Here is a 24,555-nt window from a genome sequence, read left to right as displayed (position 1 = left end):
ATCGGATCTCAGGTGGGATAGACGACCTGAATCGTTGCCTGGAGGAACAGAGTCTGAACTCCGATCAAACCGACGGTGATGCCCAGCGAAGCCGCTCCCCCGCCGAGCCGGGTCAGGCCAGCGCCCGCGGCAACCAGTAGCGCGGGCATCATCGGCAGCCAGAGCCGGGCCACCTCGCTCAAGCTCCGTCCGCTGAGGGTCAAAACGACGAGCAAGGCAAGGGTCGCCAGCGAGACTCGAGGGATCTCACGGCCTCGACCCATTCCAACCAGCCCCCACACGGCCGCAGGCAGCCCGATCGCCACCGCAAGCTCAATCGGATTGGCGACAACCCAGGCGAGATACGATCGAGGATATTCCACATAGAAACGCGCGTGATTTCGCTGATTCCACCACCAGGTCAAAAACGGATTCGAGCGAGTGAGCGCCCAACCCAGCAAGGTGGGAATGAGGAAGCCGATCCCGACCACGGCGATCGTTGCCCCCTTCTGGCTGAGGGTCCGGCCAGGAGCGGTGACAATCAGGATCGCCACGATCAGCCCGATCGGGAGAAAGGCCAGGGTGAAGCCCATCCCGAACGCCATGACCGCGCCCGAGCCGGCCGCGGCGATCAGGCCCGATCGCGACGGACCTCGACCTGAGTACGCGGCGAGCGCAAGTGCCGCCGTCGTGAGAAAGGGGAAGGCCGTGTCGGCCGCGGGCTGAAACAGGTTCGCCGCGGGGACCAAGGGCCAGAGAGTCGCAGCGGCCCAGGCCGCGCTCGCGGGGAGTGTCGAGCGGGCCAAGAGGTAAAGAGGAACCACCGTCAACGAGCAGAGCATCATCGTCAGAGCGCCGGTCAACGCGAGGGTCGCGCGATCGGCTCGCTGCAGATGATCGTATTGCTCAACAACGAGGAAGGCCGACGAGAGGGATTGAGGGAGATGATCGACGACAAACCGAGCGACCTCAGGCCGGGCCTCCATCGCATTGAGAAGACCGCGTTGGAGGAGGAATAGGCCGGGCGGGTGGGTGCCGATGTGAAGCGCCCCCTGGCTACGGATCCAGACCGGGTAGTCCGCCAAAAATTGGGCAACATCGCCCATCTGTTGTTTCGCAACAGTGTAGTAGCCATTCGACCCGGGGTTGTGCAGTGCCAGGATCCACTTGGCCATGCCGTAACCCTCAGGCGCCGCGATGGCGACGAGCATTTGCGTCACGAGCGAGGCGATGACCAGTCCCACGATAGCCGTCACTTCTTTGAGCCGGTTGGGCGTCGGGCCCAGAAACTTGATTCCCCATCCGGCAAAGCTCGCGAAGCCGAGAATGACCGAGAATCCGATGGCCCATTGCAGGGCGACAGGCGAGACATCAGGGGGGAGTCGGAGCCACTCCCATTCTCCTGGTATCCCGAGTGGAAAGCGTCCCGTCCGGAGCGTCAGGATGAAGCCCAGAGTGAGCGCGATCTGCACGCCAAGCACCGCGAGAACGGCTTTTCGCATCGCGATCGTTCCGGAGGAGAAAAAACTCGGAGTCCCGATAGCGGCATCGAGGCGGCCATCATGTTATCTTCAAGCGGATCGTTCCACGGAAGCCCATGATACCGCAATGATTGGGAGTGAGCAGAGACGGATCGCTTGATCGCCTGCCTGTCGTCGCTCCGGAGACCCTCTTTCATGCATTTCGATGATTCGCCTGTCGCTTCGGCTCCCGCCGATGATGATTCCCGCCCTTGGTACAAGCTGCTCAACCGCTATCACTGGTTTGTCTTTATCGTCGCGGCACTCGGCTGGCTCTTCGATACGATGGACCAGCAGCTCTTCAATCTTGCCAGAAAACCAGCCATCACCGAGTTGATCGGCGCCAAGCCAGGCGATCTGGATATTGATAAGTACGCAGGTTATGCCACGTCGATCTTCATCATCGGCTGGGCGATCGGTGGATTGATCTTCGGGATTCTGGGTGATCGGATCGGTCGAGCCAAGACGATGATCCTGACCATCTTGCTCTATTCAGCCTTCACCGGTCTGAGTGCGTTTGCCACAAGCTTTGCGGACTTCGCATTCTATCGCTTCCTGACCGGGCTAGGGGTCGGGGGTGAATTCGCCGTCGGTGTCTCCTTGGTAGCGGAGGTGATGCCCGACCGGGCGAGGACCGCCGCCCTCGGCTGGCTGCAAGCGCTGTCGGCGGTGGGCAACATGATGGCCGCTCTGATCAGCATTGTCATGGGCAAGCTGGAAGAGTCCAACATGATCGCGAGTTCCTGGCGCGGAATGTTCGTGATCGGGGTACTCCCCGCCCTGCTCACGATCTTCATCATGAAGCGTCTGAAAGAGCCGGATCGGTGGAAGGCGGCCGTGGCAAAACGGGCGGCCGATAAGGCGGCGGGAATCGTCAGCGACGGGCCCAAACTGGGTTCGATCGCGGAACTCTTTACCGATCCGCGCTGGCGACGGAACACGCTCGTGGGCATGCTGCTGGCGTTCTCGGGCGTGGTCGGCCTCTGGGGCATCGGCTTCTTCAGCTTCGACCTGATCCGCACCGTGTTCCGCGATCACTTCGGGGCTCTAGCCAGCAAGGATGGCCTCACCGGAGAGGCCGCCGAGAAGTTCATCAGCGGCAATCTCACCTTCTGGAGCGGGATCACCTCACTCCTCCTCAATATTGGTGCTTTCTTCGGCATCTACGCGTTCAGCAAAGTCACCCAGATCATTGGCCGCAAGAAATCCTTCGCCATCTCGTTCCTGCTGGCGATGGGTTCGACGGCGTTCACATTTTGGTTCCTCGATAGCTTCTACGACGTTTTCTGGATGATCCCGCTCATGGGATTCTGCCAGTTGACGCTGTTCGGCGGATACGCCATCTACTTCCCGGAACTCTTCCCGACCCGACTGCGCAGCACGGGCATCTCGTTCTGCTATAACGTGGGGCGGTTGGTTGCGGCGGTAGGACCGTCGGTGCTCGGTCTGCTCACGAGCGAAGTCTATGGTCATTACAAGGCCACCGATGCCGCCCTGCCGTTCCGCTATGCGGGCGTGACGATGTGTCTGGTCTTCGTCATCGGCCTCCTGACGCTTCCGTTTGCCCCCGAGACACACGGGAAGCCGTTGCCGGAGTAATGCATCGATCCTGCGACCAATCAGGGACACGCCCATCGCGTTGCGATGGGCGTGTCGCGCCTCCCTTCCTCATCATGACCTCATTGAGGCTTCGTTTCCTCGGCTCCCTTCGCAGCGGGTTCCAGCGCCCGAAGCAAGGCCTCGCGGAGTCTCGTCTCGTCAAAGGTCACACCCTCCTTTTCCGCCAGCGCCTTACTCCAGAATTCAGCCCAGACCTTGAGGATCGCCACGTGTTGAGCCTCCGTCCGGGTTGAGGCCCCCAGAGCCGAGTCGCCGAGGTTCTTCACCGATTTAGCCATGAAACTGGACTTCAGAATCGAATTGAAGATCGTGTCGAGGGGCGCTGCAAGCCGATCGAGTTCCATCGTTTTCTTGACCACGTCATTGCGGCCCACGACGATCCGATCGCCGGGAAAGACCTGGTAGTTGGTGGTCACGTCTCCCTTCTCGGTGATTGCTTGATAGTCGACCTGGTAGATCCGAATCGGCTTGCCCCCCCGCGCGGGGCGAATGAGTCGGATGTTCTGCTGGTCCGCGGTCGCGAGGAATCCACGAGCGAAATTCAAAGCATCCAGAACGGTCTCATTTCCCGTGCACGGCATTCGCCCGGGAGACGCCACATCGCCGAGGATATAATAGTTCTTGCTGTTGTAAGCCGTGACGTCCAGGAAGATCCGGTCGGAATCCGCCGGGTGGACGGTCATGACCGGGGCAAAGCCGGAAGGTAACGGGTCGAGGGGCTTGATTGGGCTCTGCGAGGTGCTTTCACCTTCCGGTTTGCGAGGCTTCGAAGGGTTCGGATCCTTCTCGCCCTGACGCGTTGTTACCGGTTCGGGGCGGCCCGTGGTTGCCACTTCCGCCGCTCGCCCGCGAGAACGCTTCTTCGCTTTCTTGCCTCTTGATTTTGGCTTCGCGGGTCGAGCCTCTTCCGAATTGTCTTCGGTCGGCTGAACGCTCTCCCTGTTGAGACGAGCTGCGTCGCTTCCTGCCGGATCCGTCGCTGCTTCCGCCCCAACGGGAGAAGGCCTAACAGCATCACCAAGGCATTTGAAAAGGCCAAGATATTCATCGCTTACGTGTTCACGAAGATGCAAGAGTATTTTTGCCTTTGCCTGTTCTTCCGTAAGTCCTCTTATATAAATATTGCCATAGAACCCCACGGAGATCGTACCGTCGGGACGCACCAGCCGTTCCCCGGAGATCGGCCGGCCGGGTAATGCTTCAAGTACTTCGAGCAGGATCAGGTCCGGAGGTTCGATGATGTACGGAAGGTCGAACATCGCCCCTTCACGCGGTGGCGGATCATCCGGGATCGCGACGAGGGGTCTTGGTTCCAGAAACAACCTGAGTTCCTCCTCCGAAGGAAAGCTCCGGACGGGGAGTGGGACCGAATTGATGGCGGGGGGAGTGGCGTGAGTCTGATGCGGAAGTGCAAAGGCAAGCAGGGACCATCCAAGTCGGGCGCGCAGCGACAGAATCTCCACGGGTGAGCCCTCCACATAATTCGGCGATGTGATGAAGGGGGGATACATGAATGCTATGTGATTGGCGATCGGTCCGCAACACGACGAGTCGTCAATCTGGGGACGCTGGGCAACCGCTCGCCTCCACCTCTGGAGTCCAGCCAAACGGCGTTCTGCCCCGTCGCTCCCAAGAGTTCGCCGAAGTCTCCGCACGGACAAATTGACCCGGATATTTCATCCGTCCTCAATCCGTTTATTTTTGCGTCACACATAAGCACTGTTTCCAGGATTCGGGGCCGGCGGAGCCGCCCATCGGTCGCTCTGCGCACACTTTCCCCCTGCCTCCCCAGCCACGTGGTTGCTTGCTAACCACCATTTCCTCCTCTTAACCCATCTCAGTCGCCTCTGAGGCGGGTTGGCTCCTTAACGGGAATAGGCCTCCCGATTGACCTCGTTCTCGAGGCGGGGCTGGTGAGAAGCCTTCGCGACTTCGCGGGTCGATACACTTGCATACCCCGCCCGCCGGGCTGCTTCCGAGCTCTGGCGAGGGACGGATCCGGGTGACGACACCAGCGAGAATCGCGCCTACGATAAGCTGGTCCGCGAAGCTGGGCTGGATCGTTGCGGCGTAACCTCTCCCGCTCTGAGGCTTGACTTTCGAGCTGTCATGCAATATCTAAAGTTACATGAAACGCGACAGTCGGTTATCGGGCGTGCTCCACATTCTGCTGCACATGGCCGAGCACGAAAACTCGTTGACTTCCGCAACGCTCGCGAGGGCGATGGACACCAACCCAGTCGTAATCCGGCGGATCATGGCCGGCTTGCGGAACCGGGGGTATGTGCGGTCGGAGAAGGGGCATGGCGGCGGTTGGACGCTAGACTGCGACCTGACCAGGGTCACGTTACGCGACATCCATACCGCTCTCGGCGGCCCTACACTCCTGGCCATCGGCAATCGGACGGAAGCGCCCGGCTGCCTCGTCGAACAGGCAGTGAACGCCGCTCTCGATCAGGCTTTTCAGGATGCGGAGGCGTTGCTGCTCTCGCGTCTCGACGAAGTGACGCTGGCCATGCTGAGCGTCGACGTACACAGCCGCCTCCTTGCTCGTGGAAAATCGTATAAGCATATTGGTGAAATCCATGGTTTGTAACGCATTTCCGGTGGGCGGCCGTGCGGCATCGGGCTACATCCGCCGTCTGACCGGGAAAGTCGCGCCGCCGAGACCGTGCTGCATACAGGAACGCCCGATCGCCCCGTGCCCGTCCGGCGTGATGCCCTTCGAGTTGGGGTCGTGAGCGGGCCCATGAATTCATTCTCCGGCCCCCAGGCCGTGGTCCAATACGCCGAGGGGCCGCCGCGCATCGTGCCGGGTTCCGACGCCCCGCACCGCATCACGACCCTCCTGATCGCAGAGCACGCCCCGGAAGATGCATGAGTGCTGGTTCTCGGAGCCGGTGGCGAGCGGGCCGAGGTCTCCGACAGGGCGCCAGCTCGTACGGGGCCGGACGCTCGCAAGTTCATCCAACGACGAGGGATCCACGCATCTGATTCGATGGCGCTCCCTGAAGCACTCGCAACACATCATTCAGGCCCAGGGGTGCTTCCGGCGGCTCGGCGCGGATATCCCCATTGCCGGCCCCCCGTTGCGAGATCGGGTCGGCGATCCGCTGGACTGGCGCCGGAGCCTGTTCGGCAAGGATCGCCCACAAAGAGTGCGGTGCCCTGGCGGTGGAAGAGTATTGGAGGTTCCCGATGGGCGATGCGCTGGAGATCGTGACGATGGATCGGCATGACGAGGGTCTCATTGAAGGCCTGGTCGTCCGTCGCTCGTCGCCCCGGAAGCCCGCGTTTCGCGGCCGGCACTCCCACGATTTCCACCAGATCACCCTGTTCCTCTCCAGCCCCGGACACGTCGAGTGGCACTTCGGCGAGGGCCGGGCTTACTCGGGCCGTCCGGCGGTGGGCGACATGGTTGTGACACCGGCCTTCGTCCCCACCCTGGTCCGATGGGACAATCCCTTCGAAGCGGTCTCGGTCTGGCTTTCGACCGGACTGCTCGATCGGGTCGCCGAACGGTCAGGATTGAACGCCGCCCGCCTCCGCCCGGCGGCGATGCGGCGTGACATCTTCGCCGGGGAGGTCGCCCGGAAGCTCGCGCACGAAGCCGAGTTGGGCGGCGGGCCGTCGCTGCTGACCGAGTCGTTGGGCACGGCCTTGGTGGTCCACCTTCTGCAAGAATACTCCGGCCATGACCCAGTCCGACCCCCGGGCGTCGCCGGCCTGCCGGAAGACCAACTACGGCGGGTAACGGACCACATCGAAAGCCATCTCGACGGTGACCTGTCGCTCGCCCGGCTGGCCGCCCTCGCCGGCCTGAGCCCGTACCACTTCGCCCGCCGGTTCCGAGCCGCCACCACCACGCCGCCGCACCAGTACGTCATCCGCCGCCGGGTCGAACGGGCGAGGCAGCTCCTGTTGGCAGGCTCCGACATCGCCCAGGCGGCGGCGAGTGTCGGCTTCTCGAGTCAGTCGCACCTACACTGCCACGTCCGACGGCTCCTCGGGGTCACCCCCGGCGAGTTAGCCCGCCGTGCCGAGGGACCTCCACGGTGAAGACGGCCTTCAACACTCTTGTAGGAATCTGATGGAGCACGACCGCCACGCAGTCCAAGGCGGCCTGGTAGAAGTTATCCTTCCCGCGAGGGGACGGGGTCAGCTCATGGAGCGGCAAGGCGGCGTCGAACTCCAGCGGCCCAGAAGTAGTAGACGGGCACACCCGCGGCGATGCTCAATAGGGAGATCGACGAAACGACTGGGCGTTCGTAAAAGACGGACGCGGTCAGCAGGCCGGTCCCGGCGAGGTAGACCGCCGGCACGAGCGGATAGCCGGGTGTCTTGAATGGCCGCGGCAGGTCGGGACGGCGACGCAAGGCGTAGACAGCGCCGACGGTCAACATCGAGAAGATCGAAAGGCCTATGCCCGAGTAGAGCAGGATCCCCTCGAATGGGGCGACCCAGAGCAGGACCAGCGACCAGGCGACTTGCAAGGTCGTCGCGACCGTGGGGGTGCCCCGGGATGAGAGCCGGCCGGCGATTTCGGGGAACTGGCCAGCGCGGGCCATCGCGTATGCGACCCGTGGGCCGGTCAGGATGTAGGCGCTGAGCGAGGCCAGTAGCGTCAGGCCGATGGCCACTGATATCGGGTCGGCGACGCGGGGCCCGCAGAGCCGATCAGCGGCGATCTGGGCGATCGGCGCGATGACGTCGACGTGATCCGGCCTTCCGACGATCTCACGGACGTCGGCGGCCGACAGGGCCAGTGCGTAGGCCACGTTCAGAGCCAGGTAGATAACAAGCACCAGGCCCGTGCCCAGCAGGATCGCACGGGGCATTTGTTGCTGCGGGCGGTCCACCTCGCCGGCCAGGTACGCCGCCGCGTTCCAACCGGTGTAGGCGTACGAGATGTAGACCAGTGAGGAGGCCATCGTGACGAGCAGGCCCGGGGTCATCGGGGGTCGGTCGGCGAGGTTCTCCCACCGGCCCCAGCCGACCGCCAGGCCGCCGGCCGCCAGCACGGCGAGGATGCCGATCTTCAGCGTGGTCATGCCGGCCTGCACCCGGATCGTCGAGCCGCGGCCCAGGCAGTGGGCCACGCCCAGCGCGACGATCGCCGCCGAGGCAATCCCCGGCCGGGCGACGGACATGGTGGCGTCGCCCAATCGCAAGGGGGCCAGCAGGTATTCCGCCGCGGCGGCCGCGGCGGCCGCGATCGGCCCGCCGAAGCCGATCAGGAACGAGACCCAGCCCGAGAGGAACGCGGCCAGCGGGCCGTACGCCTCTCGGAGGAAAACGTAATCGCCCCCCGAGCGCGGCAGGGCGGCCGACAGCTCGCACAGCGTCAGGGCTCCGCACACCGCGAGCACTCCTCCGACCACCCAGAGGGCGAGCATCAACTGATTGCTGCCGACGAAGTAGACCGTGAAGCCCGACGTCGTCAGGACGCCCGTGCCGATCATGCTCGATACGACCACGAAGGTCGCCGTTGCCAGGCCGAACCGCGGCCCCTCCGAAGGCGCGCCGCGGGCGTGGGCCGGCTCCGTCGCGGATGTCATCCCGTCTCCTTTTTTTTTCCGGAACTGGTTTTCCCAATGCTGTGGGCTCAAATGACGAGGCCCGCGCCCGGGCGAAACTTAATCTTTATGGCCCACGACCATGTAGTGCCGCGACATCGACTCGCGCACGACCGCCGCGCGGAAGCCCCCCGCCTCGAGCTGCTCCACGATGCGCCCCGCCGCAAGCCGCATCTCTTTCGGCGGCCCCGTCTCCGCGCCGACCTCGTAGTCCACAACCACGAATCGCCCTCCGCGCTTCAGCCCCTCGTACACCTTCCTGGCGTACGCCTCTCGCCCCTTGACGTGGTGCCACGTGTCCAGCGTCAACACCGCGTCCACGCCGGCGGCCTGGAGCTCGGGGTCGTCCGGACCGACCTTCCGCGGCACGATCACGGCTGGTCCCAGATCGGCGCTTTGTTTCTTCAGATACTCGACCATCGACGCCGAAGAGTCGATGGCGATGACCGTGCCGCCCTTGCCCACCGCCTTGCTCAGGGGGGCGACCATGTAGCCCGTCCCCGCGCCGATGTCGGCGACCGTCGCCCCCGGCTTTAGGGCCAGGGCCGCAACGATCTCTTCCGGGCGCTGCCACTTGTCCCGTTCCGGGTCGTTCCACTTCTTCGCACTCTCCGCCGGGTCTGTAAAGGCGTGTTTATGATTCCCGTGCATGGGATGGACTTTCCGTTTGGGTTCCTGCTCGACGGTCTTGTCAATTTTGCCTTCCGCTACGGCGACCTCCTGCCACGGGCCGCTGCTTGAGATGCCAGCCGCAGCAGTGAGCACAGTCGCAAGAATTACAAGTTTCTTCATAGCATCATATCCTTTTCGTTTTACGCCTACTGACACCAAAGACATCCATGCGATCGCACAATGAACTCGGTTTCGGACACTCGCATTCACCCGCCACCTGCCTCGTGGTGGCATTGACTCGGTTCCCGAAGTGCGCAATGGCGATGGCCAAAATCAGCGAGGCGAGGGCTGGTGCATCGTAGTGCCGGACGGCTTCGACCCAAGTCTCATCCGGCACGGGGTCGGCTCGGTCGCTCAGGCGGGTTGCGGCCTCGGCGAGGGCGAGCGCGGCATCGCTGAAGCACGGGGCTTCCCGCCACGCCGCCATGGCGAACATCCGCTCCTCACTGTCGCCTACCCTTCGGGCCTCACGGACTCCACCTTCTTGGCGTCCGTGACCCGGGCGTCCCGAAACTCGACGCCATAGGGCTCCAGTTGCTCCCGCCCGACCGTGAACAACTCCGCCGGCTTGATCCCGTCCCGCGAGAAGTCGCTGTGTACGGCTGGCGACGCATGGTTCCGTGGCTTGCCCTCGTCGCAGACCAGCACCTTCCGGCAAGACCGGCCGAGCACCAGCGCCGCACTCAAGCCGGACGGGCCGCCTCCGACAATCACCGCGTCGTAGTCAAACTTGGCGGGCGAAATCGTCTTCTCCTCAGCCGGTGTCTCGGAACCCGGGGCCAGAAGACCCGTCGCGGCCCCGGCGATGAGGGCGAAGGCGTCCCTGCGGCTCACGTCGGTCGTGGTCGTCATGGATGGCTCCTCTCGGTAATTACCTGGTTGCGATGCCGATGTGGGCGTGGGCGGTCAGGGCGAACGGCCCGTCGCCGTACTCGTCGTCGAGTTGCGCGAGGACCGACTCCCGTATCCGTTTGCGGGTATCGGGGCTTTCGCTGAGCGACTGGCTGGCATCGGCGTTATCGATGAACCACCGTGCCGAAGGAACATTCCACCCGTGGGTGATTCGGGTTACGGAGACGTCCCGGAAACCGACTGCTTCCAGCTCCCGCCGCAACCCCTCGGGGGAGTCCATTTGCAGCCACGCGGGCGGTCGAGGGAATCGGGGAGCGTGGGGGTAGCAGATGCGGTGGGCCGCTTGCTCCCACACCCCGAGATGCCCCATCCGCGACGGGCTCGCCCACACCGCTATCCCGACCCGCCCGCCGGGCTTGAGGACGCGCAGTAGTTCGGACAAGCCGGCCCGATGGTCGGGGAAGAACATGATCCCGAACACGGAGCAGGCGGCGTCGAAGTGAGCGGACGGCAGTTCCAGGTTCTGACCGTCCATGACCCGTGCCGATACGCCCTCGACCCCCTCGCCCTTCGTCCGTGCGTCGAGGAATCCCACCATGCCTGGCGACCAATCGACGGCGACAACCTCGGCTCCCTGACGGGCGGCGGCGAGGGCAACCCCTCCCGTGCCGGTGGCGAGGTCGAGCAGCCGCTCCCCGGGTTGGAGGCAGAGCGCCGCCAGCGTGTCGAGGCCGTATGGCAGGGTCAGCGGCTCGCGGAGGCGTGCATAGGCTTCCGCCGCCGCGACCGATTCCTTCGGACCCATGTTGAAATCGATCGACGTCATAATAACTCCCTCCCCGGCATGGTTCAGAAGTCTACTCCCGTGACCTTGGCGGGTCTTCCACGTGCGTGCTGTCCGTTTGCAGAATGTTGCGGTGGCCTTCCTCGATAGGCCGGCATTTATTGCCGACATCGAATGCGCCGAAACGCAACCAATTCTGATGGGGCCGCTGGGCGAGATCGCCTGTCGGCCTGAAACCGCTCTCCCTGGCCGGCCGCGCGCCGGGATGATTTGTCGGGGGCGCGGAGGGTGGAGGTTCCGACGCATCCGTCCGACGGAACCTACTGGAGTGATCCGGCTCTATTCCTCTCTGGATCGAGCAGGGCTTGGAGCCGCATGGTCTGCCCGTGGTAGGTCTGCGGCTGAGCGGTGCCGCGTTGCTTCATGGCCCCGGTGAATGCGTTGAGCGGGGCCCAGGCCTTCCGCGGTCGGAACTCCTCGAAGGGCGGGTTTCGCCACTGCTGGAGGACCTTCAAGAGCTCGTGGTGGCCGACGACGCCCCACTCAAAGCCGCGGAGGCTGAGGGCGTCGGCGTGGTCGTCGCCGAGTTCACCCTCCTTTCATGCGTTCGCTGCGGAGGGCTTCCTGCTCCTGGAACGAGGACAGAGAGCCGACGGCCTCGGCGATTCGCCGGACGATATATCGATCTCCGTTGACGCTGTGATCGCGGCGGACGAGCAGCTCGGAGCGGAACGCCAGGTTGTCGCAGATGAAGCCCTGCTCCCCGCACAGAAGCCAAGCGGGAAGGACTTGTCTACGCTGTTGTGGCTGCCGACGGCGCGGGCGATTCCCTCGGTCAAAAAAAAATGGCGTGTGGGGAGCGTGAGCTTCCTGACTTCCTCGGGTGGGGGCGGAAGAGAGGAAGCTCACGCTCCCCACACACCTTGGGAAGGGCTCGCTCATTTTTGAATCGAGGTCATTAAATAGATCAACGACCCGCGACTGCGGCGAGTATCGCGATGGAATTCCGGCCCGGTCGAATCAGGGAATTACGGCCGGGCCGGCCGGGCGATTGCAAACCAACCCGCTGCGGAAACCGCGAGAATCATCGGTTTTTTCGCACTTTGTGGATCGTTGAAAAATGAGCGGGGAATCTCACTCATCCCGATCAAAGCACATAGCGGGCCGATTCGCGGTCGAGGTGGAGGGTGGCCCCAGGGTGGCGGCGTAGAGCCGAGGCGGGACAGGCTTCGCCGATCGGACCACGGAGGGTCGCCAGCACGGCCTCGGCCTTGCGGGGGCCAGGGACGACGACCGAAACCACGGGCGCGGCCAACAGAGCGGGGACGGTCAGCGTGTAGGCGTGCGTCGGCACGTCTTCGATCCGGTCGAAGCAACCATCATTGAGTTGCTGGGTTCGGCAGGCCGCGTCCAGACGAACCACCTTGATCAGAACCGGATCGAGCAGGTCAGCGACCGGCGGGTCGTTGAACGCGAGATGGCCATTTTCGCCAATCCCGGCACAGACGATGTCGGTCGGCTCGGACCGCAAAAGCGTTTCATAGGCCAGACAGGTCTGCAAGGGAGACTCGGTCTGCTCACCCGGGATCAAGCGAAGGCGATCACCGGGAATGCCGACGAGCCGAAACAGGTGCTCTTGCAGGTAACGGCGAAAGGACGCGGGATGATCCGGGCCAAGGCCCAGATACTCGTCCATGTGGAAGCCGAAAACCTTCGACCAATCGATCTCAGGACTGGCCACCAGGCTGGCGAGAAATTCATTCTGACTAGGCGCTGCGGCAAAGACGACATTGGCGCGGTCATGGTTGCTCAGTCGTTCGGCGATCGTCCGCGCAACCAAGAGGGCGGCCGCTCGCCCCATTTGTGCTCTGTCTTCGTGAACAACGACACGGAGCGAATCGACGGTGAACTGGGTCACTGGTGTTGGCTCGGGTAGGCTCATGGCCCAGATCCTCGGGGGACTTCGGTCAGCGATTCGGGTCCAAACCAGAGTAGCGTAGCGTGTCTCGCTCAGACCGGCCACCGTCTTCGAAGCAAGAAAAAGGAGTTTAGACGGATACCGCCAGCAGGTGAGTCGCCTCGCGCCGACCCCTCAGCTCTTCGCAAAGCCGCTTGCATTCCACCAGGTCAACCATCATCGACTCGGTCAGAAACGATTCGGACGGGCCGTCCGCGGCCCACAAAAGCTGCTCGTGGCACTGATTCATGTGCTCGATCAAGTCTTTCATCCACAGCAGCGTGTTTCGGCGATCTTTCATCGGAAGGTTCGTCCTTGAGCAAGAATATGAGGAGCACACGTCCGAAGCGTCTGGTTGATCTCGTTTCCGGCGAGCAGCGGATGTTAACGTCTGAGGTTTAAAGCAAAGGTCGTGCCAGAAGCCCGAGATGGCGATCGCCAGTTGCCTCAAACTGGTGTGGAGCGAAAACTTGAGTAAAAATGCGCGGATTTCTTCGCTCGCTTTCCGGGTCAGAACCGTTGTAAGGATTACATCATTGAACTGCCCCCAGCGCCGACTTTCCTTTCGCCAACCAACCCTCTAGACTGAGATTTGTAAGAATTGACCGTGGGAGGGCGAGGGATGGCCGCGTCGGAGGCGTTCCCCATTATTGAACCGGATGATCCAGGCGGATTTCGAGCCTGGCCAGGATCGCTTGCGCGCTGGCTCTTCGGCCGGAAAGTCGACCGGCGAGCCGAGCAGTCCTCTCGGGCCTCAGCCGCTCGATTCCGCAACATTTGCATCAGCCGAGAAGCGGGGGCTGGCGGGGGAACGATCGGGCGTATCGTGGCCAGGCGTCTGAACTGGAAGGTCTACGACCACGAGATCCTTGAGTCGATCGCCCAACGCATGGAACTCTCGGCCGACGAGGTGCGGGTCTTCGACGAACTCGCGCCGAGCGTCGTGCAGGACTGGATCCTGCCGCTCCGTGAAGAGCACTACGCCCCTCAGGAGGCATATCTCGACCACCTGGCGAAACTGCTCGAAGCGATCGGCCGTGGGGGCCAATCGGTCATCGTCGGACGCGGAGCGAATTTTTTACTCCCCCGCGAGGAGACGCTCTCGGTCCGCATCACCGCGCCATTGAAGGCCCGGACGATCCGCCTTTCCGAGCGCATGGGGGTATCCATCCGCACCGCAAGGCGCGCAGCGAGCGAATTGGACCGGCGCCGCCTTCATTTCGACCGTACGATGCACCGGGTCGATGCGACTGATCCCCACAACTACGACATCGTCCTCGACTCCAACAGCCTTGGGCTGCAGATTGCCGCCGAGGTCATCGTACGAGCCATCGAAGCGGGCCAATCGCCCCGAGACGCGGGGACGGCGATGGCGACGCACCTGAGTCCCGCGATCGAGCTTTCTCCGCCTGACTCGAATCCGACGGACCCGGCGGCGTAGAATCGCCTCGATCGGCCTGCCGCTCACGGGGACCAGGTTGGTTTGGTGAGCGGAGGGAGTGCGCGACGATACCCCAGGTGCGTGGGAATCTCACCTTCGCTCGAGGAGCGGGTGATGACGGAGACCCACGGGTCCCTGGGGTGGCGGCAACGCTCTGTCGGGGTGGGTTCAGCGGGAGATGCTTTGGTCCGGCAGAGCGACGATCGTCAGGCCGTACCGATTGGCGAGATCGACGACCTCGGCTTGATCGATGACGATGGTTTTCCCCGCCTCAATCGCCAGGACACGGGCTCGCGCCTGGTGGAGGTTTTCGATCGTCGCCGTACCCACGGTCGGGACATCGAACCGCATATCCTGTTGCGGCTTGGCAACTTTGACAAGGGTCCAGCCGCCCGCCCGGCACAGGTCCCCGGCGCGCTCGATGCAACGGTCGGTTCCCTCGATCGCTTCGATGGCCAGTGCGGCCTGTTCCTTGACTGCGACCGATTGCCCCACGTCGAGCCGGCCCATCTCCTTGGCCAGTCCCCAGCCGAACTCGATATCCTTGAGCTCCGCGGCGCTCGGGCCGCGTCGGGTGAGAATACCTTCCTTCACGAGTAACTCCGGGCAATAGTCCAGGGCCGAGGCGAACGTCATTCCGTCTCGTTCAAACTCCGCGATGACGCCGAGCAAGATCGAATCGTCGCGTTTGTCGGCCGTGCACGTGCGATACCACATGTGGATCATGCGGTAGTCGGGCCAAAGTTGCACGAAACGCCAAGGCGTGTACATCACGTTCTTCGTGACCTTACCCGCCATGACGATCTGGTGCGCCCCTTGACGACGGAACGCCCTGATCATCCGACCGAGCTTCGATACGCCAATCGTCTGATAGCTCGCGCACAGGTCACGGAGCTCGTCCGACGCTTCATACCGAATCCCGACGCATGCCACCTGCAGACCTTGCCTGCGTGCGGCCTCGGCGAACAGGATCGGAAAGCGGCCGCTCCCCGCGAGGAGCCCGATGGTCGTCGAATTCGGCTCAGATCGCGTGTTGGCTCGAACACGCTGTTGTCTTGATGACAGGACAAGCAACGCAGATCTCTCCCGAGCTTGGCGGAAACCGGATCACCCGGTTTCCGAAAACCCCTTGATCGTCGATCCAACTCGCGCTTCTTAGAAGAACGAGCACGGCTTGCCCTTGGGCCACCGTTCCGTCCCGAGTCAGAATCCGGTGGGATCCTGCTCCGGGTCGGCCTCCGGCGCCAGTCCGGCGGTCAGCATCGCAACTTGCGCGGTGAGTTCGCGTAGCTGTCGATTCATCTCCGGGAGTCGGGCAATCATCTGGAACACCCGGCGTTGTTCACGCAACGGGATCGCGGGCGAGCCGAGGACCTGCTGTTCCGCGGGCACGCTGCGATGAACCCCAGCCTGTGCGCCCACGACCGCTCGGTCGCCGATCTCGGTGCCATCCTTGATACCCGCCTGGCCGGCCATCACCACGTAGTCGCCTGTTTTGCAGCTTCCGGCGATGCCGACCTGGCCGCAGAGCAGGTTATGACGTCCGATTTGATTGTTGTGGCCGATCATGACGAGGTTGTCGATCTTCGACCCCTCACCGATCCGGGTCGCCTCGAACGTCGCCCGATCGACCGTGCAATTGGCGCCGATCTCGACGTCATCACCGACTTCGACTCGTCCGGTCTGCGGAATCTTGACATGGCGACCATCGACCATGCGATAGCCAAAGCCGTCGCCGCCGAGGACGGTGCCGGCATGGACTTCGACGCGATCTCCCAGACTGACGTCGCGATAGAGTACGGCGTTCGGATGGATCACCGTGTCTTTGCCGACATGACAGCGATCGCCGACCACCACCCCTGGATACAAGGTGGCACCATCACAGATCACCGCCTCATCACCGACGTAAGCGAACGGATAGATCGCCACGTCCTTGCCGATGACGGCCGTTGGTGCTACCCAGGCCTGGGGATGGACCCCCGACCAGCGCGGTTTCTCGGCCAAACCGAGATGGCTGCGAACCATGAGAAAGGCAGCCATCGGATCTTCAACCTCGATCACAGGGAGGTTGGGTTCCCGGGCTGGAGTTTTAAAGTGGGGCCCGACGATCGCCGCCGAGGCGGGAGACGTGCGGAGCATCTTCGCGTACCGCTCGTTCTCGATGAACGTAATATCCCCTGGACCCGCCTCCCCGACAGGTCGCGCGGAGTGGATCGAAACGCTGCCATCACCCACGAGGCGGCCCCGTACCAAGGCCGCGAGTTGTTCCACTGTTGCGACCACGTGCGACTTCCTTCTTCCTTGAAAGGAATAGACGGGAACCGGAAAGACAGGAGCGTTGCCCGCGTCCGGCGAGTCAATCGAACGACTGGCGATCGGTCAGGCGGTCCCTGGGGATCGTAATCCAAGTCGCCGACTCGGACAAGCCGAGTCGTCTGCCACCGCAATTCATCGGCATGATATCCCCCTTTCCTTAACTTTGACCAACAAACATGCCAAATCAGTCCCCTCGGAGCGAGACCAAAAAGGCGAGATGATTCACCCCCAGCAGGTCCGTCCGACCGCCTCGGCCCCGACGATCCAGCCAGACCCCTCGAAGGCCCGCGCGACAGGCGCCCAGGACATCATTCACCGGGTCGTCGCCAACCATCATGAGGGCCTCCGGCACCAGTCCAAGGCAATCGCAAACCGCCCGATAGAATGCCGGATGAGGTTTTCTGTAACCGACTTCCGATGAAATCACGAGCCGTGGATCAAGGGTCGACAACTCGGGGAGACCGGCCAGCACCGTGCGAAGCCGGCCATCAAAATTTGAGGCAATCGCGATCGGTATGCCACGGTCGCTGAGTTGGGTCAACGAAGGTCCGACGTCGTGAAAGGAGCGCCACGAGTCAGGGCGGCCGAAGTGGTCCCAAAGTTCTTCAAAAGCTCGATCGGGCTCGGGGAGTTCGGGGAGGACTGACGACACAATTTGCCGCCAGCGGCTCAACTCGGTGGGTTCGTCCGTCACGAGCGCCTGGAGATTTTCTTCGGATTCGTCGTCGCGCAGAGATTGAGCGAAACGGTTCCGCACAACCTCGCGGTCGAGCCCGATTCCTTGCCGATGGGCCGCGGCGGCGTAGACCTCGGCCACGGTCGGAAAGGGTTCGATTAAGGTTCCAACGGCGTCGAGGACGATAGCCTCGATACCGTCCCATACCGCGTCGATACGCATCGTCATCGTCATCTCAGATCGATCGCTGGGGGCATTCGCCCCCCGAAGTTATTGTTCACGAGATGGTGCGTCAAAAAAAAAAGACAAGTCGTGGTCCCGGACGGGCCTGACGTACGTAAGAAAAGCAAGAGAGAGGAAAGGAACCTCATTCTTCAACGCATGATGCGGTAACTCAACGGGGAACCTTCCCATGATGGATATCAGGCGAAACCCTGCGGCTCTCGACCGAACCAAGATGAACGCGACGATCCCCGACTCGCAGACTCGGGCCCTCGATCGCCGGCATCAACTCGATGAGCAGCAACGGGCGTTCCGGGGCGGTTCATCCTCCCTGCCCTCGATGAGAACGAGGCCCCCCGGTTGATTTGAGACCGGATCGACTCCATTGGCGGGACCCCTTTTCCCGAAAGAACGGAAACCGAAGGCCCCGGCTTCACCCACGAAGCCGGGGCCTTTTTCGCTTCGGGACGGGATACCAGTTGACGTCACTTCTTGTTCTTGGGCCGGATCAAACCCGCGGTCACATCGATGTCGAGGTCGGCCACTTGCCCCGCGGCCAGCTTGGCCAGGGCAATCCCCCCCATCGCGGCGTTGTCGGTACACATCGAAAGTGGGGGAATGAAGAGGTCGATGCCATGCTCGGCCGCCATCGCTCCAATCCGTTCGCGAAACCGTGCGTTGGCGGCGACCCCCCCTCCGATCCCAAGTCGACGTAAGCCCGTGCGTTTCAGCGCCTGACGGGTCTTGGCCACCAAGATATCGACGACGGCCTCCTGAAAACTCGCGGCGATGTCGGCCACCTGGCGAGGGTCGTCGAGGCTGATCCCTGTGCGGGCGTCTTGACCGCGAATGGCATAGAGCACGGCCGTCTTTAAGCCGGAAAAGCTGAACGCCAGCCGATCGTCGTGGAGAAACGACCTCGGAAACGCATAGGCTGAGCGATTTCCGGCAGCCGCGGCGCGTTCCACAACGGGACCGCCCGGATAGCCGAGTCCAAGGAGGTTGGCCACCTTATCGAACGCTTCCCCGGCCGCGTCGTCGATCGTGCCTCCCAGTAGTTCAGCCTCGATGGGCCCTCGACACGCGAAGAGGCTTGTGTGCCCGCCCGAGACGACCAACCCCAGGCACGGATAAACATGGGTCTCGGGATTCGCAAGCTGGCAAGCGTAGAGGTGAGCCTCGAGATGATCGAACGCAACGAGCGGGATATCGAGCGCCATCGCGAGCGTCTTGGCCGCGGTAAGCCCGACGACCAGCGAGCCGACCAGGCCAGGACGAGTTGAGACGGCAATCGCCTGCAAGTCGCCGAGCGAGACTCCAGCTCGGTGAAGCGCCTCATCAATCGTCGGCAAAATCTGCCTGACGTGGGCGCGTGAGGCGATTTCAGGGACGACCCCCTGATAGCGTTCGTGAAGGTCGATCTGTGACGCGACCACACTGGAACGAACGATCGGGACGCCAAGTTCCGGGGGGCATGGCCCCTCGAGAACCGCCGCCCCGGTTTCGTCACACGTCGTTTCAATCGCGAGGAAGAGAAAACGTCCCGCGGACATCGAACCCCCGACCCGGAAGCGGCAGGAACCCGGTCCCACGAGGGAACCGGGTTCCTATTGGCTTGAATGACGGAAAGAAACCTGACCGATGTTCGAGGGTCACTTCTTGGCGACCGCACCCTCGAGCTTCTCCTTGATGACTTCCAACGCCTTGTCGAGTTGTAAGTCAGTGAAACTCTTTCCTGTCTTGTCCGCCTTCTTCTCCTCGACCTTCGACTTGTCAGCCTCCGCTGTCGGCTTTTCGGCTTCCGCCTTCGGCTTCTCAGCTTCCGCCTTCGGCTTCTCAGACTCCGTCTTCGGCTTTCGCTTCCCGAAGGTCACCAGATCGCGATCGCGCCGTTCGGTGGCCCAGGAGATGTATTGCCGCGGTGTCAGTTCGACCTTGAGCCCAGTGTTGGGCGAAACGCCCCACTCGTCTTTCTCCTTGGCATCCTTGAAGCGGTGGATGTTCTTGCCGGAGGGACGGAGGTAGGAAGCGACGGTGAGCTTCAAGACGCTGTTGCCATCTTCGAGATCGATAATGTTCTGAACCGACCCCTTGCCGTAGGAGCGATCTCCGACGATCAAGGCTCGATCGTGATCCTGAAGACAGGCCGAGACGATCTCAGCGGCCGACGCCGAGTTCCGGTTGATCAGGATGGCGATCGGGAAGCCTTCGTAGGTCCCTTCCTTCTGCGCCTCGTAAGTCTTGCCGATCGTGTTCCGTCCCTTGGTACTGACGATCAGCCCCTCGTCCACGAACAGGTCCGAGATCTCGACCGCCGCGCCCAGGAGGCCCCCTGGGTTGTCGCGAAGGTCAAGGACCAAGGCCTTCATCCCTTCGGACTTGAGTTCCGCGAGGGCTTTCTTGAGCTCTTCCGTCGTATTCTGGATAAAGCTCGTGATCCGGATGTAGCCGATCTTCTTCTCGTGATCGAGCATGAAGTCCCAGGTGTCGTCGGGCTTCCGTCTGTCGCCCAGGACACTCGGGACGTCGATGATCGCTCGGCTCATCGTCAGCATCTCGCCCTTCTCCTCCCCTTCGTGGAGGACGTTGAGCTTGACGCTGGTGCCCGGTCGGCCGGTTAGAACCTCGACGGCCTTGTCCGGGTTCATTCCCTCGGTCGAGTGGCCATCGATCTCCATGATCAGATCGCCCGCCAGTACCCCCGCCTCGTAGGCAGGAGTTCCGACCATCGGCGCAATCACCTTGAGGCGATTGGCGTCCGGGTCCATCCCAACCTGGATGCCGATCCCACCGAACCGGCCTTCGATCTGCCGGCGGAACTGCTTCCATTCGGACGTATTGATATAGGAAGAGTGTGGGTCGAGATTTTGAAGCATGCCCTTCAGGGCACTCTCGAGCAGCTCCCGGCGATTCACGGGCCGGACGTAATTGGCTTCAACGTGCTCCACGGCGTCAACGAAGACACCATAGAGCTCCATCATCTCATCCTTCGGCTTGGCGCCTTGGGAGGCCTGCCAGCAGAACAGGGAGACGGCGCCGACCATGGCGATCGAATAGAAATTCCGGCGTGGCATGGGTGGATGCGCTCCTCCGGGCATGATCTCTGTGACACGATGCCTATGGCGCGAGGGTTCCGTGGGGGCCGGAGTCATCGGCGCCGATTCTCTTAAGCATTACTGTAGTCAATCCCTGCGTTCGGTGGCAAGAACCGAACTCTCACCTCGAGCATCGCCACCAACAAGAGCCGGGGGAGTCCGTCCCCCGGTAGGTCACTTCTTGGTGCATCCGGCAAGTTCTCTCATTCGAGCTGGCCGGGCGACTTGGGGGCTTCACCGCTCCGCCCTTCGCCGTCAAAAAAAAATGAGCCGGATGCACCATTGCGGTTCTTCGGACCGATCAGGCGAGTGCGGCTTTCACTCCCTCAACACCGACGACAGGCGTCCGGCAAGAAAATCGCTCGCAAATGTAGGTCGTCGTTCGATCATCTTGGGTCGGTCGATTCGCCAGCAGTGGCAAGGTTTCGGCCAGGACCGTCGCGTTCTCGGCCCGCATGGGCGCGACGACCTTATGAGGGAGGAAGGGCGTATAAATCGCCTCCATCACACCGCGAAATTCGACCGGATCGGGGCCGGCGATCACGGCGAACTCGCGGGATGAGGCGAGTTCGAAATCGAGGGCGACGAGACTCTGGCCCATGGCCATGGGGGCCCGGTCGAGATAGGCCTGAACGGCTTCCAGGGTCGATCGGCCCAGCGTTTGGAACTGCTCACGCCCGGTTAGCGCCCCCAGGCGAAGGAGAGCCGTCGCGGCCATCGCATTCCCCGACGGGGTGGCATTGTCCTGGAAGTCCTTCTGTCGGGCGATCAAAACCTCGTGGCCTCGACCGGTATAGAAGAAAGCTCCCCCGTCGGCGTCATGGAACTCGTCGATCATGACCGTGGCGAGTTCCAGGGCGGCGTCGATCCACCGCGGCTCGCCGGAAACCTCGTAGAGCCGAGTGAGTCCATCGATCAGGTTGCTGTAGTCGTCGAGATATCCGTTGAACCGAGCGCGACCATCCTTGAACGCGTGGAGCAAGCGGCCATCGGACGTCCGCATCCGGTCGAGCAAGAACGCAGCCGCCTTGCTTGCCGCGTCAAGATATCGCTCGTCTTTCAAGATTCTCGACCCCTCGGCCAGGGGGGCAAGCATGAGCCCATTCCACGAAGTGAGCACCTTCGTGTCCTTGCCAGGGGCAACCCGACGATCGCGGGCTTCGAGCAGGCGAGCTCGGTCGCGATCGAGGTCGGCCTGCAACTCGCGTTCGTCCCGGCCCAGTCGCGTGGCGGCCTGATCGATTGACACGGGAAGATTGAGGATGTTTTTATGTTCCCAGTTTCCCGACTCGGTCACGTCGTAGACCGCCGCGAACTCCCTGGCGCGCTCGGGCCCGAGAATCTGGTTCACCTCGTCCAACGACCAGACGTAGAACTTCCCTTCCTCGCCCTCGCTGTCGGCATCCTCGGTCGAGTAGATTTCCCCTTCGGGACCGGTCATCCGCTCGAGGATGTAATCCAACGTCTCGCGGGCAACCCGAGCGTACTCGGGGTCGGCGGTTACCTGATAGGCTTCGAGATAAACGCTCGACAGCAACGCATTGTCGTACAGCATCTTCTCGAAGTGCGGGACCAGCCAGCGATCGTCGGTGGAATAACGCGCGAATCCGCCCAACAGTTGGTCATAAATGCCACCTCGGGCCATCTTGTCCAAGGTGAAGCGGACGATCTGAAGCGGGTGGGCATCGCCGGTGCGGGCGTGCTGGCGGAGCAAGAGCTTGAGGTCCATCGGATGGGGGAATTTGGGTGCGCTCCCGAACCCGCCGTGGATCGTGTCGAACGAGCGTGCGAGTCCGCGCGCTCCTTGATCGAGCAAGGTCGACTCCAGGGCTCCCGAGGCGGGGCGAATCGTCCCCATCTGGCGGATCCGATCCGTCAGTTCCCCCGCCGAATTCAAGATATCGTCGCGCCGTTCTGCCCAGGCCCGATGAACGCTGTACAGAACGCGGGGGAAGCCGGGCATGCCACGGCCGTCGGCTGGCGGGAAATAGGTGCCGCCATAGAAGGGCTGCAAGTCGGGCGTGAGGAAGACCGACATCGGCCAGCCACCCTGGTCAGTCATCGCCTGAACGGCCGCCATGTAGATTTGGTCGACGTCGGGCCGCTCTTCTCGATCCACCTTAACGTTGATGAAGTGCTCATTCATCAAAGCGGCGGTTTCGGCGTTCTCGAAGCTCTCGTGCTCCATCACGTGACACCAGTGACAGGCGGAGTAGCCGACCGAAAGGAAGATCGGCTTGTTCTCGGCCCGGGCGCGGTCGAATGCCTCGGGTCCCCAAGGGTACCAGTCCACCGGGTTCAAGGCGTGTTGGAGTAGGTAGGGGCTCGTCTCCCCGGCCAGACGGTTCGAGGGGCGGTCAGCAGCAGAAGCAGTCATTTGATGGGGATCCGGCCAGAGGGAGGGACATACTGCCCCTTTCGTATCGGTTCGTCGCGAGCGGTTTTCGGGGGCTGGGAGCCTGTGATTCTCCCCGACAATCCCAAGAAGTTGGCAGGCGGGTCGCCCGCGATCCCTCAGGAAATGCCACCGAACCGGAAACCGCTCTCATACCGATTATCGCACGGCCCCCCTCGACCTGTCATCCATCGAGTCGGGTCGTCCGGCTACCGCGACGCATGGCCGCGATGGATTCGCTTCGTCCCGTGGGTCCCCCGGATTGTGTTGGAGTCGGCGGGACGTGCTGCGTCGAGGGCGTGAACGATTCGATCGGCCGCGCGGTCCGAGGCCCCCGGCACGGCGACGCGCTCGCGCAGCGCCTCGAGGGCCGAGACCGCTAGCTCACGCTTGGCCGGGTCGCTCAGCCAGGACTCGGCCCATTGTGCCAGTTCGCCCGATACGTCCTGCGACGTCAGGTATTCAGGCATGACCTCGGCGTCGGCCAGGAGGTTCACCAGGCTGATATACTTCGACTTGATGAAGCGGCGAGCGACCCAGAGGTCAAACGGTCGAATCTTGTAGAGGACCACCGAAGGCAAGGCCTCGACCATCAGCTCGAGGCCGACTGAGCCCGAGACCGCCCAGGCCACGTCGGCCAGGCGAATCAATTCGGGAGTCCTCGCCGCGTGAATGATCAGCGGGAGTTCGAGCTTTTCCTGGGCCATGATCTCGCGGGCCAGCTCCTGATGTCGATCGTGCAAGCAAGCGACCGCAAACCGAACGTCGGGGCGGGCTGTCGCCAGCTTCGCCGCGGCTCGGAGCATGATCGGCAAGTTCCGAACCAACTCCTGGGTCCGGGAACCGGGCAAGATTGCCACCAGCGGGGTCGCCTTGGCTTCCTCTTCCCTCATGAAGCTCGGGTCGAGTGTGCGCTCGGTCAGCTCGTCGAAGTAGGGGTGCCCGATATAAACCGCGTCTGGGACCCCGCGTGATTGATACCAGGCTGGCTCGAACGGAAGGCTACAGAGGACGTGATCGACGAACTTGCGGACCTTCTTCACCCTCCAGCCGGCCCAGGCCCAGAGCTGCGGAGGAACGTAATAGAAGACCGGAATCCCTCGAGCCTTGGCGCGGCGCGCCACCCACCAGTGGAATCCCGGGTAGTCGATCAGAATGACGGCGTCGGGCTTTTCTTTGAGAAAATACTGGTCGGCCACGTAGAGCAGGCGGAAGAACTTGTGGATGTTGAGCAACACCCGGCCGAACCACATCACCGCCAGGGTCACAAGCGGATAGAGGAGCGTCGCACCCGCCTTCTCCATCCGGTCCCCTCCAAAGCCGACGAACTCGGCTTGAGGGAGACGCCGCCTGAGCGAATGGATCAGATTGGCGGCGTGCAGATCTCCGCTCGGTTCACCGGCAGAAAGGAAAATCCGCATTGGTGTGGCTCGCGTCCATGAGGTGGAGA

Annotated in this window: 20 protein-coding genes and 1 pseudogene; 5 read left to right on the top strand and 16 right to left on the bottom strand. The window is 62.7% G+C overall.

Translation table 11 applies throughout. The features are described 5' to 3' along the window. Positions 1-8: 8 nt before the first annotated feature. Positions 9-1,481, bottom strand: coding sequence for a hypothetical protein (locus V5E97_RS14415; protein WP_406700013.1), 1,473 nt, complete (start codon positions 1,479-1,481; stop codon positions 9-11). Between the two features lie 174 nt (positions 1,482-1,655). Here V5E97_RS14415 and V5E97_RS14410 point away from each other — a divergent pair, with 174 nt between their 5' ends. Then, positions 1,656-3,098: an MFS transporter gene (locus V5E97_RS14410; RefSeq protein ID WP_406700012.1), complete on the top strand. Its 1,443-nt coding sequence runs from the start codon at positions 1,656-1,658 to the stop codon at positions 3,096-3,098. 80 nt (positions 3,099-3,178) lie between these two features. Here V5E97_RS14410 and V5E97_RS14405 read toward each other — a convergent pair whose 3' ends face one another. After that, positions 3,179-4,582, bottom strand: coding sequence for a polysaccharide biosynthesis/export family protein (locus tag V5E97_RS14405; protein ID WP_406700011.1), 1,404 nt, complete (start codon positions 4,580-4,582; stop codon positions 3,179-3,181). A gap of 665 nt (positions 4,583-5,247) precedes the next feature. Here V5E97_RS14405 and V5E97_RS14400 point away from each other — a divergent pair. From V5E97_RS14400 to V5E97_RS14390, 3 genes are all read left to right on the top strand, one after another. Beyond that, complete coding sequence (locus V5E97_RS14400) at positions 5,248-5,715, top strand: Rrf2 family transcriptional regulator (protein WP_406700010.1); 468 nt, start codon at positions 5,248-5,250, stop codon at positions 5,713-5,715. Between the two features lie 153 nt (positions 5,716-5,868). Further along, the gene (locus V5E97_RS14395) at positions 5,869-6,000 is read left to right on the top strand and encodes a hypothetical protein (protein WP_406700009.1); all 132 of its coding nucleotides are present in this window, start codon (positions 5,869-5,871) and stop codon (positions 5,998-6,000) included. A gap of 317 nt (positions 6,001-6,317) precedes the next feature. Then, on the top strand, positions 6,318-7,178 hold the full coding sequence (locus V5E97_RS14390) for a helix-turn-helix transcriptional regulator (RefSeq protein ID WP_406700008.1): 861 nt from the start codon (positions 6,318-6,320) through the stop codon (positions 7,176-7,178). Between the two features lie 104 nt (positions 7,179-7,282). Here V5E97_RS14390 and V5E97_RS14385 read toward each other — a convergent pair whose 3' ends face one another. The 7 genes and pseudogenes from V5E97_RS14385 to V5E97_RS14355 form a co-directional block, all read right to left on the bottom strand. Continuing rightward, positions 7,283-8,677 carry an APC family permease gene (locus V5E97_RS14385; RefSeq protein ID WP_406700007.1) on the bottom strand — a complete coding sequence of 465 codons (1,395 nt, stop codon included), beginning with the start codon at positions 8,675-8,677 and terminating at the stop codon, positions 7,283-7,285. Between the two features lie 78 nt (positions 8,678-8,755). Then, entirely contained in the window at positions 8,756-9,487 is a 732-nt protein-coding gene (locus V5E97_RS14380; RefSeq protein ID WP_406700006.1) for a class I SAM-dependent methyltransferase, read from the bottom strand. A 4-nt stretch (positions 9,488-9,491) separates the two neighbouring features. Beyond that, positions 9,492-9,839: pseudogene (locus V5E97_RS14375) on the bottom strand (carboxymuconolactone decarboxylase family protein); the annotation flags it as partial. Continuing rightward, positions 9,821-10,219, bottom strand: a complete 399-nt coding sequence (locus V5E97_RS14370; protein ID WP_406701316.1) for an NAD(P)/FAD-dependent oxidoreductase — start codon at positions 10,217-10,219, stop codon at positions 9,821-9,823. The gene V5E97_RS14370 and the pseudogene V5E97_RS14375, both read right to left, overlap by 19 nt. Positions 10,220-10,238: 19 nt before the next feature. After that, the gene (locus V5E97_RS14365) at positions 10,239-11,045 is read right to left on the bottom strand and encodes a class I SAM-dependent methyltransferase (RefSeq protein ID WP_406700005.1); all 807 of its coding nucleotides are present in this window, start codon (positions 11,043-11,045) and stop codon (positions 10,239-10,241) included. 1,105 nt (positions 11,046-12,150) lie between these two features. Beyond that, a complete protein-coding gene (locus tag V5E97_RS14360) occupies positions 12,151-12,945 on the bottom strand; it encodes a glucosamine-6-phosphate deaminase (protein ID WP_406700004.1) in 795 nt (264 codons plus the stop codon). Between the two features lie 106 nt (positions 12,946-13,051). Further along, complete coding sequence (locus tag V5E97_RS14355; RefSeq protein ID WP_406700003.1) at positions 13,052-13,261, bottom strand: hypothetical protein; 210 nt, start codon at positions 13,259-13,261, stop codon at positions 13,052-13,054. A gap of 321 nt (positions 13,262-13,582) precedes the next feature. Here V5E97_RS14355 and V5E97_RS14350 point away from each other — a divergent pair, with 321 nt between their 5' ends. Then, positions 13,583-14,401, top strand: coding sequence for a cytidylate kinase-like family protein (locus V5E97_RS14350; protein WP_406700002.1), 819 nt, complete (start codon positions 13,583-13,585; stop codon positions 14,399-14,401). A 168-nt stretch (positions 14,402-14,569) separates the two neighbouring features. On the opposite strand, the gene V5E97_RS14345 is transcribed toward V5E97_RS14350, so the two are convergent. The 7 genes from V5E97_RS14345 to lpxB form a co-directional block, all read right to left on the bottom strand. Continuing rightward, complete coding sequence (locus V5E97_RS14345; RefSeq protein WP_406700001.1) at positions 14,570-15,475, bottom strand: LpxI family protein; 906 nt, start codon at positions 15,473-15,475, stop codon at positions 14,570-14,572. A 129-nt stretch (positions 15,476-15,604) separates the two neighbouring features. After that, the gene (gene lpxD / locus V5E97_RS14340; RefSeq protein ID WP_406700000.1) at positions 15,605-16,684 is read right to left on the bottom strand and encodes a UDP-3-O-(3-hydroxymyristoyl)glucosamine N-acyltransferase; all 1,080 of its coding nucleotides are present in this window, start codon (positions 16,682-16,684) and stop codon (positions 15,605-15,607) included. 217 nt (positions 16,685-16,901) lie between these two features. Beyond that, complete coding sequence (locus tag V5E97_RS14335; protein ID WP_406699999.1) at positions 16,902-17,627, bottom strand: HAD family hydrolase; 726 nt, start codon at positions 17,625-17,627, stop codon at positions 16,902-16,904. Between the two features lie 473 nt (positions 17,628-18,100). Beyond that, positions 18,101-19,168 (bottom strand): tRNA (adenosine(37)-N6)-threonylcarbamoyltransferase complex transferase subunit TsaD, encoded by a 1,068-nt coding sequence (gene tsaD / locus V5E97_RS14330; protein ID WP_406699998.1) that lies wholly within the window; start codon positions 19,166-19,168, stop codon positions 18,101-18,103. A gap of 99 nt (positions 19,169-19,267) precedes the next feature. After that, on the bottom strand, positions 19,268-20,689 hold the full coding sequence (locus tag V5E97_RS14325) for a S41 family peptidase (protein ID WP_406699997.1): 1,422 nt from the start codon (positions 20,687-20,689) through the stop codon (positions 19,268-19,270). Between the two features lie 322 nt (positions 20,690-21,011). Then, positions 21,012-23,087 carry a thioredoxin domain-containing protein gene (locus V5E97_RS14320; protein ID WP_406699996.1) on the bottom strand — a complete coding sequence of 692 codons (2,076 nt, stop codon included), beginning with the start codon at positions 23,085-23,087 and terminating at the stop codon, positions 21,012-21,014. A gap of 227 nt (positions 23,088-23,314) precedes the next feature. Then, a complete protein-coding gene (gene lpxB / locus V5E97_RS14315) occupies positions 23,315-24,526 on the bottom strand; it encodes a lipid-A-disaccharide synthase (protein ID WP_406699995.1) in 1,212 nt (403 codons plus the stop codon). Positions 24,527-24,555: the final 29 nt, after the last annotated feature.

Origin of the sequence: Singulisphaera photorubra, assembly GCF_045290345.1 — a bacterium.
GTDB lineage: Bacteria > Planctomycetota > Planctomycetia > Isosphaerales > Isosphaeraceae > Singulisphaera.
Note: the sequence above shows the minus strand (reverse complement) of the source record. Positions and strands in the feature narration are given on the sequence as shown.

Excerpts from the sequence above, each read along its gene's own strand:
- V5E97_RS14325 (WP_406699997.1), bottom strand. The coding sequence starts at position 20,689 with ATGCCACGCCGGAATTTCTATTCGATCGCCATGGTCGGCGCCGTCTCC.
- V5E97_RS14410 (WP_406700012.1), top strand. The coding sequence starts at position 1,656 with ATGCATTTCGATGATTCGCCTGTCGCTTCGGCTCCCGCCGATGATGAT.
- V5E97_RS14355 (WP_406700003.1), bottom strand. The coding sequence starts at position 13,261 with ATGAAAGATCGCCGAAACACGCTGCTGTGGATGAAAGACTTGATCGAG.
- V5E97_RS14400 (WP_406700010.1), top strand. The coding sequence starts at position 5,248 with ATGAAACGCGACAGTCGGTTATCGGGCGTGCTCCACATTCTGCTGCAC.
- V5E97_RS14365 (WP_406700005.1), bottom strand. The coding sequence starts at position 11,045 with ATGACGTCGATCGATTTCAACATGGGTCCGAAGGAATCGGTCGCGGCG.
- V5E97_RS14415 (WP_406700013.1), bottom strand. The coding sequence starts at position 1,481 with ATGCGAAAAGCCGTTCTCGCGGTGCTTGGCGTGCAGATCGCGCTCACT.
- lpxB (WP_406699995.1), bottom strand. The coding sequence starts at position 24,526 with ATGCGGATTTTCCTTTCTGCCGGTGAACCGAGCGGAGATCTGCACGCC.
- V5E97_RS14395 (WP_406700009.1), top strand. The coding sequence starts at position 5,869 with ATGAATTCATTCTCCGGCCCCCAGGCCGTGGTCCAATACGCCGAGGGG.
- V5E97_RS14370 (WP_406701316.1), bottom strand. The coding sequence starts at position 10,219 with ATGACGACCACGACCGACGTGAGCCGCAGGGACGCCTTCGCCCTCATC.
- V5E97_RS14385 (WP_406700007.1), bottom strand. The coding sequence starts at position 8,677 with ATGACATCCGCGACGGAGCCGGCCCACGCCCGCGGCGCGCCTTCGGAG.
- V5E97_RS14380 (WP_406700006.1), bottom strand. The coding sequence starts at position 9,487 with ATGAAGAAACTTGTAATTCTTGCGACTGTGCTCACTGCTGCGGCTGGC.
- V5E97_RS14350 (WP_406700002.1), top strand. The coding sequence starts at position 13,583 with ATGGCCGCGTCGGAGGCGTTCCCCATTATTGAACCGGATGATCCAGGC.
- V5E97_RS14335 (WP_406699999.1), bottom strand. The coding sequence starts at position 17,627 with ATGACGATGACGATGCGTATCGACGCGGTATGGGACGGTATCGAGGCT.
- V5E97_RS14390 (WP_406700008.1), top strand. The coding sequence starts at position 6,318 with ATGGGCGATGCGCTGGAGATCGTGACGATGGATCGGCATGACGAGGGT.
- tsaD (WP_406699998.1), bottom strand. The coding sequence starts at position 19,168 with ATGTCCGCGGGACGTTTTCTCTTCCTCGCGATTGAAACGACGTGTGAC.
- V5E97_RS14360 (WP_406700004.1), bottom strand. The coding sequence starts at position 12,945 with ATGAGCCTACCCGAGCCAACACCAGTGACCCAGTTCACCGTCGATTCG.
- V5E97_RS14320 (WP_406699996.1), bottom strand. The coding sequence starts at position 23,087 with ATGACTGCTTCTGCTGCTGACCGCCCCTCGAACCGTCTGGCCGGGGAG.